General features: G+C 42.8%; 17 protein-coding genes. 9 read left to right on the forward strand and 8 right to left on the reverse strand.

The window, feature by feature from the left end; genetic code table 11:
* Window positions 1-43: 43 nt before the first annotated feature.
* Window positions 44-1,201 carry an FAD-dependent urate hydroxylase HpxO gene (gene hpxO / locus IEV39_RS03235; RefSeq protein WP_005286829.1) on the reverse strand — a complete coding sequence of 386 codons (1,158 nt, stop codon included), beginning with the start codon at window positions 1,199-1,201 and terminating at the stop codon, window positions 44-46.
* Between the two features lie 475 nt (window positions 1,202-1,676).
* Window positions 1,677-2,390 (reverse strand): FadR/GntR family transcriptional regulator, encoded by a 714-nt coding sequence (locus IEV39_RS03240; RefSeq protein WP_005286825.1) that lies wholly within the window; start codon window positions 2,388-2,390, stop codon window positions 1,677-1,679.
* A gap of 164 nt (window positions 2,391-2,554) precedes the next feature.
* On the opposite strand from IEV39_RS03240, the gene alc reads away from it, so the two are divergent.
* The 3 genes from alc (at window position 2,555) to IEV39_RS03255 (ending at window position 5,316) form a co-directional block, all read left to right on the forward strand.
* Window positions 2,555-3,559, forward strand: coding sequence for an allantoicase (alc, locus tag IEV39_RS03245; RefSeq protein ID WP_005286823.1), 1,005 nt, complete (start codon window positions 2,555-2,557; stop codon window positions 3,557-3,559).
* Between the two features lie 290 nt (window positions 3,560-3,849).
* Entirely contained in the window at window positions 3,850-4,386 is a 537-nt protein-coding gene (locus IEV39_RS03250; RefSeq protein ID WP_005286820.1) for an ureidoglycolate lyase, read from the forward strand.
* Window positions 4,387-4,533: 147 nt separating this feature from the next.
* Window positions 4,534-5,316 carry a hypothetical protein gene (locus IEV39_RS03255; RefSeq protein ID WP_005286818.1) on the forward strand — a complete coding sequence of 261 codons (783 nt, stop codon included), beginning with the start codon at window positions 4,534-4,536 and terminating at the stop codon, window positions 5,314-5,316.
* A gap of 74 nt (window positions 5,317-5,390) precedes the next feature.
* Here IEV39_RS03255 and IEV39_RS03260 read toward each other — a convergent pair whose 3' ends face one another.
* Window positions 5,391-6,404 carry an isopenicillin N synthase family dioxygenase gene (locus IEV39_RS03260; RefSeq protein WP_005286816.1) on the reverse strand — a complete coding sequence of 338 codons (1,014 nt, stop codon included), beginning with the start codon at window positions 6,402-6,404 and terminating at the stop codon, window positions 5,391-5,393.
* 132 nt (window positions 6,405-6,536) lie between these two features.
* Here IEV39_RS03260 and IEV39_RS03265 point away from each other — a divergent pair, with 132 nt between their 5' ends.
* The 6 genes from IEV39_RS03265 to IEV39_RS03290 all read left to right on the forward strand — a co-directional run bounded on the left by IEV39_RS03265 (window position 6,537) and on the right by IEV39_RS03290 (window position 11,673).
* On the forward strand, window positions 6,537-6,686 hold the full coding sequence (locus tag IEV39_RS03265; RefSeq protein WP_155757811.1) for a hypothetical protein: 150 nt from the start codon (window positions 6,537-6,539) through the stop codon (window positions 6,684-6,686).
* 77 nt (window positions 6,687-6,763) lie between these two features.
* Window positions 6,764-7,228: a hypothetical protein gene (locus tag IEV39_RS03270; RefSeq protein ID WP_005286814.1), complete on the forward strand. Its 465-nt coding sequence runs from the start codon at window positions 6,764-6,766 to the stop codon at window positions 7,226-7,228.
* Window positions 7,229-7,546: 318 nt separating this feature from the next.
* Window positions 7,547-8,539 (forward strand): ABC transporter substrate-binding protein, encoded by a 993-nt coding sequence (locus IEV39_RS03275; protein WP_005286812.1) that lies wholly within the window; start codon window positions 7,547-7,549, stop codon window positions 8,537-8,539.
* A gap of 77 nt (window positions 8,540-8,616) precedes the next feature.
* Complete coding sequence (locus IEV39_RS03280) at window positions 8,617-9,438, forward strand: ABC transporter ATP-binding protein (RefSeq protein WP_005286810.1); 822 nt, start codon at window positions 8,617-8,619, stop codon at window positions 9,436-9,438.
* Complete coding sequence (locus IEV39_RS03285) at window positions 9,431-10,225, forward strand: ABC transporter permease (RefSeq protein ID WP_005286804.1); 795 nt, start codon at window positions 9,431-9,433, stop codon at window positions 10,223-10,225. Before IEV39_RS03280 ends, IEV39_RS03285 begins: the two co-directional genes overlap by 8 nt.
* Window positions 10,222-11,673 (forward strand): amidohydrolase family protein, encoded by a 1,452-nt coding sequence (locus IEV39_RS03290; protein ID WP_005286801.1) that lies wholly within the window; start codon window positions 10,222-10,224, stop codon window positions 11,671-11,673. The genes IEV39_RS03285 and IEV39_RS03290 overlap by 4 nt, the downstream gene beginning before the upstream one ends.
* 225 nt (window positions 11,674-11,898) lie before the next feature.
* Here IEV39_RS03290 and IEV39_RS03295 read toward each other — a convergent pair whose 3' ends face one another.
* The 5 genes from IEV39_RS03295 to IEV39_RS03315 form a co-directional block, all read right to left on the reverse strand.
* Window positions 11,899-13,077: an OmpA family protein gene (locus IEV39_RS03295; RefSeq protein ID WP_005286798.1), complete on the reverse strand. Its 1,179-nt coding sequence runs from the start codon at window positions 13,075-13,077 to the stop codon at window positions 11,899-11,901.
* A gap of 139 nt (window positions 13,078-13,216) precedes the next feature.
* Complete coding sequence (locus IEV39_RS03300) at window positions 13,217-13,462, reverse strand: zinc ribbon domain-containing protein (protein WP_005286795.1); 246 nt, start codon at window positions 13,460-13,462, stop codon at window positions 13,217-13,219.
* A gap of 262 nt (window positions 13,463-13,724) precedes the next feature.
* Window positions 13,725-14,279 carry a dihydrofolate reductase family protein gene (locus IEV39_RS03305; protein ID WP_005286793.1) on the reverse strand — a complete coding sequence of 185 codons (555 nt, stop codon included), beginning with the start codon at window positions 14,277-14,279 and terminating at the stop codon, window positions 13,725-13,727.
* Window positions 14,280-14,379: 100 nt separating this feature from the next.
* Window positions 14,380-15,330, reverse strand: a complete 951-nt coding sequence (gene puuE / locus IEV39_RS03310) for an allantoinase PuuE (protein WP_005286790.1) — start codon at window positions 15,328-15,330, stop codon at window positions 14,380-14,382.
* Window positions 15,331-15,458: 128 nt separating this feature from the next.
* Complete coding sequence (locus tag IEV39_RS03315) at window positions 15,459-16,391, reverse strand: LysR family transcriptional regulator (RefSeq protein WP_032883167.1); 933 nt, start codon at window positions 16,389-16,391, stop codon at window positions 15,459-15,461.
* Window positions 16,392-16,431 lie beyond the last annotated feature (40 nt).

Raw genomic sequence — 16,431 nt, forward strand, 5'->3', positions numbered from 1 at the left:
AAAAAAAGCCCCCTAGTTAGGGGGGAGTTAAAAACAAAAACACTTAATCCAGTGGATTGCCGATAATATTACTGATGATGCCTTGCATGATGTGTGACCCTTGCTCCTGATAGAGCGATTGATACCATTCTTCAGTCACCTGAGGATCTTTCATATGGGTGACATCACAACGTTTACGTGCTCTCAAGACCATTTCTCGTGTGCGTTCATTACGTTTGTTTTGATAACGTGCCAAAGCATCTTCCAGACCGAAGGTATTGATTTGCAAGGCACGGGCGAGATATATCGCATCTTCCATGGCCTGGCAGCCACCTTGGCCAATATCTGGTGTGGTGCTATGTGCTGCATCACCTAACAACACCACACGTCCCTTGTAGAAGTCCATAAACGGTTCAATATCATGGATTTCGACACGATTGGTTTTTTGCTCATCTAAATGTTCAATCAGTTTTTGTACAGGTTCACACCAGCCGCTAAAATGAGTTTTGAGATCTTGCTTATAGTATTCACGTCGATTTTCCAGTCCTGCCTCTAAGGGGACATCAAAGAAGAAATAAAAACGATTTTGGGCCACCGGCATCAACGATACACGTTTGCCTTCGCCGATATAAGTGGTCCATTGCATGGCAGGTGCAATGGCTTCATCAATATTAACCAGACCGTTCCAATTGACATAACCCGCATAGCGGCGTTCGACTTGATAGCCCAGTACAAATTGTCGGGTGAGAGAATGTGTACCATCGGCACCGATCAGTAAATCAGCCCGAACTTGTGAGCCATCCTGAAAATGAATGGTGACTTCTTCTTGATGGCTTTCAATCGCCGTCATTTTCATGCCCAGTTTGATATCTGCCAGACCAAATTGCTGCATTAATAAGTGTTGTAGATCGGCCCGGGCGACCGGGTAGGCGCGTTGCCCGACTTCTTTATATAAAGGAGATAAGCTAAATTGAGTCATGGTTTGTTGGCTCAGTCCATCGACATAGGCCAAAGACTCCATTTGCCCGCCGAGCGCCTGAATTTGATCGGTAAGGCCTAGATAGTTGAGGCACTTGACGCCATTTGACCACAGTGAAATGGCTGCACCGACAGGTAATATTTCGGCTGCCTGTTCATAGATCGTGACCTGATGACCAAATTTTTTTAACGCGATACCAGCAGTCAAACCGCCCATACCAGCACCTACAATCGCAATATTCATCGTTCAGACCTTAAATATATAAATAAGTTTCTAAATAGTTCTAAGCGAGAAGTGTGCCAATTTTAGTAACTGGTTTTACTGGTCATACCAGGTGATTTGCTTTATTAAAAAGCATAAAAGGGAAGGCTGCATGGATATGGTTCAAGGCATGGGGCAAAGTGGTGCATTAATAAAAGTTCAAGTTTTTATCTTAAATAGAAATAAGATTTTTCTTAAATTTATGTGATTACGATAGGCTACATATTTTAAAATATTATTCTAAATAACTTAATTCGGTAGAATTAAAAACGATAATTTTTTACCTTACTTTTGAAGGGGGACGGATTTATTTGGTAAGGAAAAAAATCTTTCGCAGCTTGAATCGCTGCTCATTAGCTGATGGTACTTTCCTGATACCACAGCTAAACAGGCGGCATCCATGCCGCCAGTCACGATAGTGAATAGATGCTTATATTCAAATTAAATAAGGAACTTTTTAAACATTCTCATGTCGAGAAAAATAGACACCCGCACGTTGCGCAGCACCAATAATATGCGCTTGCATGGCTTTTTCAGCCGCAGCTGCATTCTGATTAAATAAGGCTTGCAGAATGAATTCATGTTCCTGAATGGTTTTAAATGCCAGATTCGGCTGGACAAAAGGCAGGATCTGGCTTTTTTTAATCCATTCAGTATGCATTTTAAGTGTTTGAATAATCGATTGATTATGACTAAGTTCAATAATATGCTGATGAAAGGCATAATCTGCCTCAGAGGCTGCCTGCCAGTTCTGTGCCTGAATTGCAGAGGCCAGCGACTGGTAATGTTGCTGTAAGGTCGACTTATCATGCTCAGTTAAATATTCACAGGCCAACAGCGCACAAAAACCTTCTAGTACGTAGCGTAATTGATAGAAATCCTTGAGAGAAACACGGTGTTCGCCGTCCCATTGTTCGGCGGCCTGACTATGTTGTGAAATCACATAAACCCCTTTACCCGCCTTGATTTCCAATAATCCTAAAGCGGCAAGACGGGTGAGGGCCTCGCGTAACGAAGCACGGCTGATGCCCAACTGGAGGGCAAGATCACGTTGTGAGGGTAAGGCAGAACCGACAGGGTAGGTATTCTGTTGAATGCGTTGATGAATCACTTCCACCGCTTGCTCAGTCACCTGAGATGATTTTCCATTGAGCATAGCTTGTGGACTCATAAGCAACACGCCTTAAAGATAAAAATAAACAGTTTGATTCTACACAAAATTCATCTTTTTGTTGGTGCTGTCGATCAAAAATCGCTATATTTTTAACAACAGGTCAGACCAGTTGGACTGGATCTTGCATAATAGAATAGAAATCAAACCTTCAGGAACAATCAATGACAGTGCATGTTGCTAAAACCGTGGCTTTACCGACCCATTTGCAAGCGTTAACCAATCTCGCTGATGCCAGAATTGGTGCAAAAATTGTGAGTTATTCCGATGAGTTTTTTGCAGAAGCTGCAAGAATGTTGCAAAGTGCACCCGCTCAATTCATTGAAGGAAAATATGATGACAATGGCAAATGGATGGATGGATGGGAGACCCGCCGTAAGCGTGAGTCTGGCTATGACTGGTGTATTGTTCGTTTGGGCGTAACGGGGATTGTATCTGGATTTGATATTGATACCTCATTCTTTACAGGCAATTATCCGGCATCTGCTTCTATTGAGGGCTGTTATGCACCAGATAATCAATTGGAAGGGATCAGCTGGACTGTTTTATTAGAAAACTCGGTTCTATCTCCGGATCAGCATCATTTTTTCGACTGCGCTGCTCAGAAAGTTACCCATATTCGTATTAATATTTTCCCTGATGGTGGGATTGCACGTTTAAGAGTGTATGGCCGTGTGCTGCTTGAACATGTCGATACAACCCGGCAGATGGACTTGATTGGTTTAAAAAATGGCGGGCGTATTGTAGCCTTTAGCGATGCACATTTTGGTCATCCGAATAATCTGCTCAGTCCGGATCGTGGCTTAAATATGGGCGATGGTTGGGAGACCAAGCGTCGCCGTGCACCTGGTTTTGACTGGTGCATTATTGCTTTGGGACAATCTGGATTCGTTGAAAAAATTGAAGTCGATACCGCATTTTTTAAAGGCAATTTCCCCGCATTTTGTTCGATTCAAGCCGCTTATGTTGAAAATGCAACCGATGCACAACTGATTCCGCAAAGTATGTTCTGGCCATTTCTATTGGAACAGCAGCCTTTGACCATGGATCATATTCATGAATATGTTGCAGAAGTACTGCAACATCAAAAAGTAAACTATATCCGCGTCAATATGATTCCCGATGGCGGGATTAGCCGGATTCGTTTATGGGGAAAAGTAGTTGAATAAGTTAAATTATATTATTTAGTACAATTGTATGATCTCATAAATTGGCTGTTTATAAGCTGATTTTTATATAGGTGTTATTTTTACTTTTCAAGGATGATGAGCTGTGAAACAGCGTAAGGAAAAAGTCTTTCGCAGCTTTACCGCTGCTCATTCGCTGATGGTACGTCCTTGACACCACAGCCAAACAGGCGGCATCCATGCCGCCAACCACGATAGTGAAATATTACTATAATTTTCATTTAGATAAGTGAGATTTGAGCTGATATTTCTTTGTATTAAAGAGAATGGCTATGCATGAAAAAAATATTGTAATCCAGCCCTTAACTCAGGACAGTTTTGCTGCTTTTGGTGAGGTCATTGAAAAGAGCGGCAAAGACTTTATCCCGATTAATCAGGGACTCACTGAGCGTTATCACGCCTTATCACTAGCGCAAATTTCAGGTGATCATGTTGCTGTTGGGATGAGCATTTTTCACAATTTATTTGCAACTCAGATTCCATTTCAAATTGAGATGCTGGAACGACATCCTTATGGTTCACAGTCCTTTATGCCTTTACAGCAGCAGAAATTTATTATTGTTGTGGCACTGTCTTTTGATCAGGATCGTCCCGATGAACAAAGGATTTATGCATTTATGAGTAACGGACAACAGGGGATTACTTATCATCAGGGTATATGGCACCATCCTTTAATTACCTTAGAGGAAAATAGTGATTTTCTCGTGGTCGATCGTATTGGTGGCGGCAGTAATTGTGATGTGCATCATTTATCTCAACCGTGCTGGATCTCCGAGGCTTTAGTACAGTCAGAGATTGTGAATCTCTGACTGTATATTGAAAAAATATATTTACCTTAGAAGATTGGAAGGAGATTCGTTTTAATTTAGAATTCTCAAGCATATTAATATTCGTATCTTTTTATTTTTTTAATTAAGATTTTTTGTATACCACCTAAATATTTATTCTAATTTTCTATGTCAACAAAACGCTATGTAGCAAGAGAATTGCTTGAACAGCATACAAAGCAAAAGAAGCAGGAGAAATTAGAACAAAGACGCTTAGCGCTTGAACAGCAAGCTAAAGAAAAAAGAAAAGCGAAAGTACAGATTGCTTTTTGGATTATCTTATTTGTTTTACCCTTATTTTTATTTCCAGCATATCCACGCAATCAGTGGCAATTTGAGATTTATCGTTATATCACAGAGCAGATGTTGATTACGGTGGGGACTAAAGGTCCATTGCCATTTTTTACTATTCTTTCAAGTATTTATTGTACTATTTTAACTTTTGTCGCGGTCTGTTACATATGTCTGTTATTTATTAAGAAAGTAGGCATGAACAAGGCGTTTCAGGAAAAAATTTATAGTAAATTCTTTCAGGCTGAGTTTGAGGCATCGAAGAAATATCCGTGGCTGGAGAAGCCATGGATAAAAAAAACGATTGTTTCAGGGATATTTTTATTCTGCTTTATCATGGGGATGAGCCATTTTCTTTTGGAAAATATCTCCTTTCAGGATGGTAGTCGTAGAGGTGCACTTATCCAGTTAGGTTATAATTATCGGATCGGTGTACTTTTTTGGGAAAGTACGTTTAGTGTCTTTACTATATTCCCATTTTTCTATTTTAGTTTTTTATTTATTTATCTTGTTAACTATTTTTTCAGAGGATTAGGTACGGGAAAAATCATTATTCCTCCAAAAAGGCCCAAGAAAAGAAATCAGAAGAGATCGCACAAAAGACCGCAAACACCCCCATAGAAGATAAAGATAAATAGACTAAAGCTGAAATAACAGACAGAGACGATCTATCTCTGTCTGCAAAGAATAGAGGATTAATATTTACCTTTGAAGTTGGCGCTGATGCGTTGTTTTAAATATTCTTTGGCTGTAATTGCTGGATATTTCTTTTGTGGACTTTCAATCAGCACATCTTCATTGGCTTGACAGAAGAACGCCAAACTATAACGCGCTCCTTGATACTCATTTGCTTCTGGATTTTTGACCCGATGGAAATTAGAAGGTAATTGGTCATCACTCCAACGCATCAACATATCGCCAATATTACAGGTGATGACATCCTCCCGTGGATCGATACTGGTCCATTGTTGCTGTTCCATATCCTTGCCTGGACAGACTTGCAATCCGCCTTGGCCTTTACGCTGGAACAGTAGGGTCAAACAATCAAAATCGGTATGTGCACCAGCACGCCATAGCCCCAATTGGTCTTTTAACGCTGGATCAATGGCATAGTAATGCAACATTCTTAAAGTACTTTGATAGCTGTCTTGTTCAGGATCGTGGGCAAGACTAAAGAAATTATCGGCAAAACCCAGTTTATAAGCAAAGCAGGAGAGTATTTTCATCCCAACTTGCCAGCAGGCATGTTCAAATTCAAGCATGGTATTTTTAAAGTCAGGCAGCTCTTGTTCGGTTGGATACAGTCCCTCCATTCGTGGACGAGTAATTTGGTAGGATTCTTTCTGGTCTGGGGTACTGGTTGATGGACGAACCTGAGCCTTGCTTTCCCAACCTGCATTTCGGTTGAGCGGATAGCGTGCTTTGACCGGTTCAGGCAGAGCAAAAAACTGTTGTGTCATATCAAATGCGGTTTGAATCTGCTCAAGTGGAATACCATGATGCGAGACCTGAAAAAAACCAATATCCGTTGCTGCTGCCCAAAGCTGCTCCGCGATTTCATACTTACGTTGTTCAAAGTTGGATAAATCAATCACCCGAACTTCACGTTCAAAGGTCTCTTGTCCCAAAGCGCCCATACGCGCTTCTTTTTGCAGTTCTTCTAAGCTGTAGTCATTTTCCGCTAATGCAGACATGTTGGCGCTATTCATATTTCAACCTCATCTTCTGGATAAACCGTGACCCAATCAAATGAATTGAAAGAGACGGGGGCACATTCAAAAAAAAGCTTCATTCCCTTCATAAGATCGTTCTGATGAAGAACCTAAGCTGATTTCTGAGCAATGACCCACATAGCAGCCGATGTGACTGACTATGCTGAACGCTTCTACTCTGACAGAAAGGATGAAGCAGTTTTTGTGCCAGTTTATAAAGTGAAACAGGTCAATATGATGAGAAACGCTGCAATTTCTTGTGAAAATATTGAAATTTGAAACAGCATAACTTCTAATATTCAAGTATTCACTAACATACAATCTGTATTCAAGTTTGTATGCAGGGTAGAGAGAAAATGGCAATATCATTAAAGTTGATTGATTATCTGAAAGGTAAGGGATGGTGGCATGATGAAGAAAGTGATTCATACAGGAACGAATTAATTTCTTACGGTCTAAATCCTAGCTCAGATATTTTTAGCTTTTATTTACATGCAGAAGGTCTTCCTAATTTTCCTACCACAAAAGGGGAACTGATTCAGTTAGCTTGGTTCTTATTAAATACAAATTATAAGAGAAATTCGGAAAGTCTTCGAGCTGCGTTAAATATTAGTAAAGATTTTCTATTTCTAGACTCTTTTGAAGGCGGAGGTGGCTATTTATATAATTGTAAGAATGAATGTGTTTATGAATATAAAGTTTCTGAGGTAAAGAAAAACTCTAATAATATAGTTATGATAAAGCAGTGGGCAAATTTTAATATTTTTTTAGAGTTTTTGTTTTTACAGCAGCACCCCGAGAGTGCATCTACACTTACTTAACGCACTATTAAACTGCACTCAACACCAAAGACTCAATACAGTCTATTCATCTTAGTACAATTAAAAATAAATCCGACCTAGAGAATTACCAACAAAAACAAGGTGAAATCAATCTTGGCACAGAGCTTGCTAAATCATGATTGAGTATAAGCGGTCAGTATGGCAAACATACGGGACATTGCTCTACAGCGTTTGCTGTTCCTCTTTCGGGGACAAAGCCAATTGATTTGGCTTTGAGAGAAATGTGTAGCTTATACATTGATTACCCCCCTAAAAAGAATAGCAAGATGAATCCATACAGATTTAGGGGTCTTATTTATGAATATTCAGCACTATGTAGGCAAAGGGCGACGTACTGTAATTGCGGGCGCGTTATTGGGACTAGGCACAGTTCTCAGCTCAACCAGTTTTGCAGCCGATAAACTTGTTTTACAAACCACATGGTATGCGCAAGCCGAGCAAGGTGGATATTATCAGGCACTGGCACAGGGAATTTATAAAAAATACGGACTTGATGTCGATATCAAAATCGGCGGGCCGCAGGTCAATAACATGAGCTTATTATTGTCCAAGCGAGCCGATATTATTATTAATTATGATCTACAGGTCTTAAAAGGTATCGAAAGCAACTTTCCCATCAAAGCGGTGGCAGCACCATTCCAGTTTGATCCGCAAGGTGTACTAACCCATAGCGATGTAAAGTCTTTGGCCGATCTGAAAGGAAAAACGATTCTGGTCTCGACCAGTGGACAAGCAAGCTGGTGGCCTTGGTTAAAAGGCAAATATAAATTAGATGCCGCGCAGGCACGCCCGTATACCTTCAATATGCAGCCATTCTTAGCAGGCAAAAATGTCGTGCAACAAGCTTATGCGACCTCTGAAGTCTTTCAGGCAAAAAAAGCAGAACCATCGAGTAATTTCTTTTTATTTGCTGATGCGGGTTATCCAGCTTACGGTGGCATCTTGGTGACCCGTAATGATGTGATTCAAAACAAACCAGAGGTGCTGCGCCGTTTTGTCCAGGCATCGATGGAGGGATGGAAAAACTATTTAGCTGATCCACGATTGGGCAATAGCATCATTAAAAAAGAAAATCCGAATATGAATGATGAACTACTCACTTTTGCAGTCGGGCAAATGCGCAAATTGAAGTTGATTGATGGTGGAGATGCCAAAACTCAAGGCATTGGTGTGATGACAGACGCACGTTGGAAAGCAACCCGAGATTTTATGGTGAGTGCAGGGTTGCTGAACACTAAAACCAATTGGAAAACCGCTTATACCACGCAGTTTATTAAACCAGCCAAATAATCTTAGATACTTTCCTTACAAGGAAGCCATGGTGAAAGGGTTAATAAAATAGCGCATTTGCATCAAGGGGAAACCACATGAATTCTGCTTTACCAATGGATACGCCAATACATGAGTCTTCGAGCTTTATTACGCCGATGATTATGGCCAGAGGGGTTGAAAAAACCTATCCAAATGGCACCAATGCCTTACAACGATTAGATTTAAATATTGCCCGTGGTGAAATTGTTTCATTACTGGGGCCGTCAGGTTGCGGTAAAAGTACCTTACTCAAAATGTTTGCCGATCTGGAGCAACCTTCTGCGGGTGTGGTGCGCTGGAATGGCAAGGCTGAGATGCAATCGCAATGCAAAATGGCCATGGTGTTTCAGGAGGCAACGCTGATGCCATGGGCCAATATCGAAGACAATGTGCGTTTACCTCTCGATTTACAACATATCTCAAAATCAGTGAGTACTCCGAAAGTGATGGCGGCTTTAGCAGCTGTAGGTTTAGAGAAGTTTAGCAAAGTCTATCCACGGGAGCTTTCGGGCGGCATGCAAATGCGTGCCTCTTTGGCCAGAGCCTTGGTGACTGAACCTGATCTGTTATTGATGGATGAACCTTTTGGTGCTTTGGATGAGTTTACTCGCCATAAACTGGATAGTGATATCCAGCAATTATGGTCAGAGCGAGATCTCACGGTGGTGTTTGTGACTCACAGTATTTATGAGGCCGTGTATCTGTCTTCACGGGTCATTGTGATGGGCGCACGGCCTGGGCGGGTAGTCGCCGATCTGGACATTGAAGGACCTTATTTACGTGACGATGCTTTCCGAAGCTCAGAGATTTTTATCCGACAATGTTCGCATCTATCGCAATTATTGGCTGAGGCAAGCGGAGGGTATGCTCATGATTAAACCCTTGATACAACATCCAACCGTACAACGTATTGCCGCGCCATTGGGACTCGGTTTGATCTTCCTACTGTTTTGGCAACTGAGTTTTCAACAACTTGAAGTCCCTGTTTATGTCGTACCTAAACCCAGTGATATTGTCATGGCACTGATTCATCAATCCAGTATGTTATTTGGCAGTTTATGGGTGACTTTAAAAATCACCTTATTGGCTTTTGTCTGCGCCGTAATGATTGGCACATTGATCGCTTTTGTGTTTGTACAAAGTCGCGTGCTCGAAGCCTGTTTTATGCCGTATGCCATTTTATTTCAGGTCACACCGATTGTCGCGATTGCACCTCTAGTCATCATCTGGATTCAAAATACCACTTTAGCGTTAGTGGTCTGTGCCATGCTGGTTGCGGTTTTTCCTATATTAACCAATACCACCCTGGGTCTGCGTAGTGTCAATAAAGGCTTGCTCAATCTTTTTCAAATCAATAAAGCCAGTCGTTGGCAAATTCTGATGCGCTTACGTGTACCGAATGCGTTGCCTTATTTCTTTGGTGGTTTACGTATTTCCTGCGGTTTGGCGCTGATTGGTGCTGTAGTTTCCGAGTTCGTTGCCGGTGCGGGAGGGACCAGTGCAGGCCTAGCTTATCAAATCTTGCAAGCAGGTTTTCAACTGGATTTACCGCTGATGTTTGCTGCCTTATTCCTGATAACCTGTACGGGTTTGGGCTTATTTGTCGTGATGTCTTTATTAAGCCAGTTCTTTCTAAGTAAATGGCATGAGAGTGAACAAGTATGAGTTCAAAGCTAAATCAAAGCTATTTAATTCAAAATGCCCATGCCATTTTAACGGGTTTATCTGGAGAGGCTGCACGTGCTTCATCCACTGATATCCGTATCCAGTCAGGTAAGATTATCGAAATAGGTCGGTTAAATGCTCAGCCGAATGAACAGGTGATTGATGCTAAAGATTGTGTAATTTACCCGGCATGGGTGAATACCCATCATCATTTATTTCAGTCCTTGTTAAAGGGTGAGCCACAAGGTTTAAATCAAAATCTGACCTCATGGCTTGCCAGTACGCCATATCGGTTCCGTGGTGCATTCGATGAAGCAACTTTTCGGGTTGCAGTGCGGATTGGTCTTGTCGAGCTATTACGTTCGGGGTGTGCAACGGTAGCCGACCATCATTATTTGTATTGGCCCAAGATGCCGTTTGATGGCGCTGCGATTTTATTTGATGAAGCCGAAAAACTGGGCATGCGCTTTGTGTTGTGTCGTGGTGGTGCAACACTTACACGTGGTTTGGAAAGTGAGCTACCTCAAGCCCTGCGTCCAGAGAAATTTGAAGACTATATGGCGGATATTGAGCGTTTGGTGCAGCACTATCATCAACCAGATTCAAAAGCTTTTCGAAAAATCGTGATGGCACCGACTTCAACTTTGCATTCGACTACAGCACAGCAATTACAGGAAAGTGCCAAAATCGCAAGACAATTGGGGATCCGGATGCATAGTCATTTATCCGAAACAGTGGATTATCTGGATGCTGCACGCGCCAAGTTTGGTATGACACCAGTCCAGTTCTGTGCCGAGCAGGACTGGATTGGCAGTGATGTCTGGTTTGCCCATCTGGTGAAATTATTACCCGAAGAAATTCAGTTGCTGGGACAAACTCAGACAGGCATTGCACATTGCCCGCAGAGTAACGCCCGTTTGGGGAGTGGTATTGCCGATCTGGTTGCTTTGGAACAGGCAGGCATGATGATTTCGATTGGGGTAGATGGTGCGGGTTCTAATGAAGCCGCAGATATGTTGTCTGAAACCCATGCTGCTTGGTTATTACAACGAGCCAGAAAGGGCATGTTAGCCAAGCCACAATATGAGGGTGGGCAATTTGAAGGGGGAGCAGATGCTGCTAGTATTGAGGATGTAATCCGTTGGGGAACGGTGGGGGGAGCCAAGATTTTAGGGCTTGATCAAGTCGGGACAATCGAGGTGGGGCAACAGGCTGACTTGGTCATTTATCAGTTAGATGATCCTCGTTATTTTGGATTACATGATATGGCGATTGGACCTGTGGCAAGTGGTGGACGCGCGCATATTAAGGCGATGTTTGTAGCAGGGAAAATGGTGATGGAAAATGATCAGGTTCCTGATCTGGATATGATGGAGTTGGCTTGGCAAGCAAAGCAAGCGGTGAAGCTGTTACAACAGCGCAGTATGGATATGGCAAAAATAGCCTAAGCCAAAGTTGAGATATCGTAGCATGAGATACCTAGCGCATTCGTTGGTATCTTTAAAGTGATCATTCAGCTAACTTGTTGCGCCTATTGTTACTGTAGTTGTTAGATTGGAATTTATATAGACAAGATCCAAGGTTTAATCGTTCATCAAATGCGCATTGCAATACTGAGCTATTGCAATGCGCTTACGAGCATAAAACATGACCATTGTTGCCTGCTGGCATCATCAAGTGCGCACGAAGATTTCCACCCGTCGGTTCAACTGTCTGCCGGCGGGGTTGTCTTGGCCACTGACCTCGTTGGGCGCTACAGGCTGCGACTCGCCGTAACCATGTGTACTGGCGGCAGCTGCGGCACCACGCTGTCGCAATGCCATACCCACTGATTTGGCACGGCGATCGGACAAATCCAGATTGTAGGCGTCACTGCCCTTGGCATCGGTATGACCGCGAATTTCTATTGCCTTGGCTGGTACTTTCTGCAAGGCCATGGCCAAGCTGTCCAGCACCTTCGCTGCGTCAGGACGTATATTCGTCTTGTCGAAATCGAACAACACCTGATCATTGAGAGTGATGATGAACCCGCATGGCGCGCCTGATGGAGCGAATTTTTTTAACGGCGGAAACTTGCCAGCTGGCGCGACCTTGGGAATTGGTGCCATTTTCACTTGACGTGCTGGTGTACCTATGCTGCCGCTGCCTTTACCATCGTTGCTCACCAACCCGTGTGGGCCGTTCCAGGTACCGCTGCCATCGGCATTGATAGTGACAATGCCTTGCGGACCGTTCCAACTACCTGAACCATCACCTTCGTTGCGAATCACACCATGTTCACCGTTCCAGGTGCCACCACCTTTGCCGTCCAGCACGATGATGCCGTACTTGCCGTTATACGTGCCCGAACCGTCGGCCTCGACCGAGATGATCCCATCGTCAGCACCACCGTCGCCATTACCGTTGATTGTACCACTACCGTCTGCGTTGATGACGATGACGCCGCCTTCATAGTTGGCGGTGCCACTGCCATCTGCGTTGATATGGAAGATGCCTTCATTACCGTTGCGCGATAGATTGCCTTGCGCATCCATGCTGGTGATGCCTGCATCATTGAGTAATGCGCCGTCGGTCGCACAGTGAGCGGGCTTAACGCTGATACCAGCAACTGGATCAATGATGTCTTGCATTGATGCTTCCAGTGCTCGCTGGGCCGGGCCAATGCCGATGATCTCTGGCACAACGATTTGCGGGATCACGGGGAAGTCGACATCCCCGGCGGACTTGGCTGCGACTTTGGCAGTTTTCGCAGTCGCATCATTGGTCTTTTCCTCGTCAGCCGAGGGTGACTTCGTGCAGGAGCAAGCGAGCAATGCTATTCCCAGCACCATGAACCTGTTCATTGAAAACATGTCTAATTACTCTACTTATATGTTGACCGAGTTTTGTTTTAATTAAGTCGCTTTAAATCCTTCAAATGCCTATGTTGCTTAATAAAAATCACGTGTACAACTCCACAACAAGATGATGTAGTTGTTTTATTAAGATCATTTATTTACTCTTGAGCGAAAAATAGGCGAAGACAAGCACCGCTAGTCCGAACAGAAGTCGCGCGATCCAAGGTGTGACCAGCCAAGCGCCGAGTGCCATGATGGCGCGGCTCAAGACATGCGGTGATTGCAATGCCCCTGGCTCGGGCGTGTGACGTTGGGTCTGCAGCGGATAACCGCAATGCGGGCAGGAGTTGGCTTGGGTCGAAACCTGACTGCTGCATTCGGGGCATGAAATAAGCGCCATAAGTGTTCTTCCTTTTAAGTTATTTTCCCTTTGGGCATTAAGAAATGCCGTATAGACACTGTTGTCGATTCGCTATCAGGTCATAAAATTGTATCAGCTAAAAGATTGGAGAATTCTTCCGAATCACCCATTTTATTTAACAGAATAGGTTGTTTCGGCTGAGTTGAGGGGGTTGCCAATTGCTTTGCTGTTCTCTAGTAAGGTAGATAAATAAATCATTTAAGGCAATAGATCATTTAAGGCATTCAACATCTGGCTAATTTTATATGGGTGCAACGGTATAATGTAATTCAACCATACCTTCACCCATATGATGAACGGAGATTAATTTAAGCGTTGGCGCAAGTACTCGTCGGGGAAATAGTACTTTTCCTTTTGCAAGGGTGACTGAACCAATTTGTATAATAAGTTCATCAAGTAAATTGGCATCGTAGAACTGTCCAGCCAATTCTCCACCACCTACAACCCAGATATTCTTGTTCCCGATGATGGATTGTATTTCAGCATAAACTGGAGTGATGTCTCCTTGTACAAAATGGATATTTGCTCCTTCAATTAGGGGCAGTTTACGGCTGGAAAACACCCAGGCTGGCTGGGTATAGGGCCAAGGTGAACCTGTTTCGGCAGCAACTTGCTCTGCGTTATTCAATATCCATTCATAAGTTGCTGAGCCCATGACCAAAGCACCAATATTTGCAATAAAGGTTGGATAACTTGAGTTATCTAGTCCGCCTAATGTAAATAACCATTCTAAAGAATCGTCTTCGGTCGCAATAAATCCGTCTAGGCTACTCGCTGCAAAATATTGTACTTTCATTCTGATCATCTCCTTATTCTAAAGGAGTAGCTTAAAGCTTATTTTCTTTGGATAAATTATTTAAATCGGATATACGACACTTTAGGACGCTTTAATAAACTTAAGCTTGAAAAGGATGATATCTATACCAATGCTCAGCAATTTGCTGACGGGTACAAATCCAGACCCGATCATGATTTTGTACATAATCCAAGAAGCGTTGTAACGCCTTAAAGCGGGCAGGACGTCCTAAAATGCGGCAATGCATACCAATCGAAAGCATTTTCGGACGAGTTGCTCCTTCCGCGTACAAGACATCAAAAGCATCTTTTAAATATTCAAAAAAATCCTCACTACGATTAAAACCCGTAGGAGATGCAAATTTCATATCGTTGGTATCAAGTGTATAAGGAATAATTAAATGCGGACGGATTGCACCCGCTGCATTGCGGAGTGTTGTCCAAAAGGGTAAATCATCGCCATAATAATCACTGTCATATTGCACCTGATCATATTCCGCCAATAATTGACGGGTATTCGGGCTATCACGGCCTGTATACCAGCCTGTCGGCATTTCACCAAACAAATCTTTAAGGATGTGCATGGCTTCATCCATATGTTGTTTCTCGGTTTCAATATCCATATTTTGATAATGAATCCAGCGTAAGCCATGTGAGACTACATCATAGTTGTATTGTTTGATGGCTTCGATCACCAGCGGATTACGTTGTAAAGCCATCGCAACGGCAAAAATGGTCATGGGCAATTGGCGCTTGGCAAACTCCTGCTGAATGCGCCAGAAACCGACCCGTGAACCATATTCATAAATCGAGTCCATTGAAAGGTGCCGTGCTGGATAACTTTCTGCGCCACTGATTTCAGATAAGAACTGTTCCGAACCTTCATCGCCATGCAGAATATGTTTTTCACCCCCTTCTTCATAATTCAGTACAAACTGCACCGCGATTTTCGCTTGATTGGGCCATTGGGCATGGGGCGGTTGATCGGCATAACCGACCATATCGCGTGGATAATCTGCTGTTAAATGAGCGTCTGTACTGGACCAAACCATAGCAATGCCTGAATCGTGAAAAAGGTGAATCTTCACATCAACTTACCCGATTAAATCTTCGGGTGTCAAATATTATATTGATTTAAATCAATGGCTTGTGTGTTTTATTTTGGTGCAAAAATACAGTTTTATTGATGAATATTGTTTTGCATGCGCGATTTTAGTGCCTCCATCTCGATAATGATTTGATTCATCATGATTTGCGCAATCCGAGAAAGTTGCCGTTTTGGTGCAGTACAAAGTGCGACCGTAATCGGATGAAGGCCGTGGTCATTGATTGTTCTAAACTCAAACGCACCATTTTCAATATATGGGGCTGCATCTAGATAACTCATGATGCTGATGCCTAAGTTTTGCTTAAGCAATGAGACCATCATGCGGATATCATTACATTCGATGGTGTGTGCTGGGTTGAAGTCATGCTTTTTATAGAGTGCATGCACATGATCATGAATAACCAAAGGCTCGGCAGCAACAATATGATTGAACTCCAGCGTATCGGAAAAGTAGATTTTTTCTTTATGGGCTAAAGCATGCTGTTTGGGAATCACGAAACCCAAGGGCATTTCAATAAAGGTACTGATCTGTAATTGGTGCTGATGTTTGGGATTCAGTATCAAGCCAAAGTCGAGTTCAGCATTGATTACCAGATCAGCAATACGCTCACTGTCCAAGACCCGAAGCTTAAAATTAATCCATGGATATTGCTGAGCAATCGACTGCATCACAATACTGACAAAACTTTCACTGAGCGCTGAAATCATTCCAAAATCAATGGAACCGCGCTGTAAACCCTGGATTTCATTTAAACGCTTTTGCGTAGCTTGAAACTCTTTTTGCCAGCTACGTAGATCGGCATAGAGTAATTCACCAGCCAAGGTCAGCTTGAGTCCATTGGGCAAACGTTCAAATAAAGCAATACCGAGTTCTTCTTCTGCCAAAACGATTTGTCGATGTACAGCGGAGACAGAAATAAAAAGTTGATCGGCCGCTTTTCTTAAACTACCTGTTTTGGCAACGGCAATAAAATAATCTGCAAAACGTGAAAACGGCAGTGCCATCATAGGTTCTCAATATAAAAACTGATGCAGATGCAAAAGC

The organism is Acinetobacter courvalinii, from assembly GCF_014635545.1.
Lineage (GTDB): Bacteria > Pseudomonadota > Gammaproteobacteria > Pseudomonadales > Moraxellaceae > Acinetobacter > Acinetobacter courvalinii.

What these genes read in the sequence shown, in the direction of transcription:
- hpxO (WP_005286829.1), bottom strand. Translation starts at nt 1,201, where the DNA reads ATGAATATTGCGATTGTAGGTGCTGGTATGGGCGGTTTGACTGCTGGT.
- IEV39_RS03240 (WP_005286825.1), bottom strand. Translation starts at nt 2,390, where the DNA reads ATGAGTCCACAAGCTATGCTCAATGGAAAATCATCTCAGGTGACTGAG.
- alc (WP_005286823.1), top strand. Translation starts at nt 2,555, where the DNA reads ATGACAGTGCATGTTGCTAAAACCGTGGCTTTACCGACCCATTTGCAA.
- IEV39_RS03250 (WP_005286820.1), top strand. Translation starts at nt 3,850, where the DNA reads ATGCATGAAAAAAATATTGTAATCCAGCCCTTAACTCAGGACAGTTTT.
- IEV39_RS03255 (WP_005286818.1), top strand. Translation starts at nt 4,534, where the DNA reads ATGTCAACAAAACGCTATGTAGCAAGAGAATTGCTTGAACAGCATACA.
- IEV39_RS03260 (WP_005286816.1), bottom strand. Translation starts at nt 6,404, where the DNA reads ATGAATAGCGCCAACATGTCTGCATTAGCGGAAAATGACTACAGCTTA.
- IEV39_RS03265 (WP_155757811.1), top strand. Translation starts at nt 6,537, where the DNA reads ATGACCCACATAGCAGCCGATGTGACTGACTATGCTGAACGCTTCTAC.
- IEV39_RS03270 (WP_005286814.1), top strand. Translation starts at nt 6,764, where the DNA reads ATGGCAATATCATTAAAGTTGATTGATTATCTGAAAGGTAAGGGATGG.
- IEV39_RS03275 (WP_005286812.1), top strand. Translation starts at nt 7,547, where the DNA reads ATGAATATTCAGCACTATGTAGGCAAAGGGCGACGTACTGTAATTGCG.
- IEV39_RS03280 (WP_005286810.1), top strand. Translation starts at nt 8,617, where the DNA reads ATGAATTCTGCTTTACCAATGGATACGCCAATACATGAGTCTTCGAGC.
- IEV39_RS03285 (WP_005286804.1), top strand. Translation starts at nt 9,431, where the DNA reads ATGATTAAACCCTTGATACAACATCCAACCGTACAACGTATTGCCGCG.
- IEV39_RS03290 (WP_005286801.1), top strand. Translation starts at nt 10,222, where the DNA reads ATGAGTTCAAAGCTAAATCAAAGCTATTTAATTCAAAATGCCCATGCC.
- IEV39_RS03295 (WP_005286798.1), bottom strand. Translation starts at nt 13,077, where the DNA reads ATGTTTTCAATGAACAGGTTCATGGTGCTGGGAATAGCATTGCTCGCT.
- IEV39_RS03300 (WP_005286795.1), bottom strand. Translation starts at nt 13,462, where the DNA reads ATGGCGCTTATTTCATGCCCCGAATGCAGCAGTCAGGTTTCGACCCAA.
- IEV39_RS03305 (WP_005286793.1), bottom strand. Translation starts at nt 14,279, where the DNA reads ATGAAAGTACAATATTTTGCAGCGAGTAGCCTAGACGGATTTATTGCG.
- puuE (WP_005286790.1), bottom strand. Translation starts at nt 15,330, where the DNA reads ATGGTTTGGTCCAGTACAGACGCTCATTTAACAGCAGATTATCCACGC.
- IEV39_RS03315 (WP_032883167.1), bottom strand. Translation starts at nt 16,391, where the DNA reads ATGGCACTGCCGTTTTCACGTTTTGCAGATTATTTTATTGCCGTTGCC.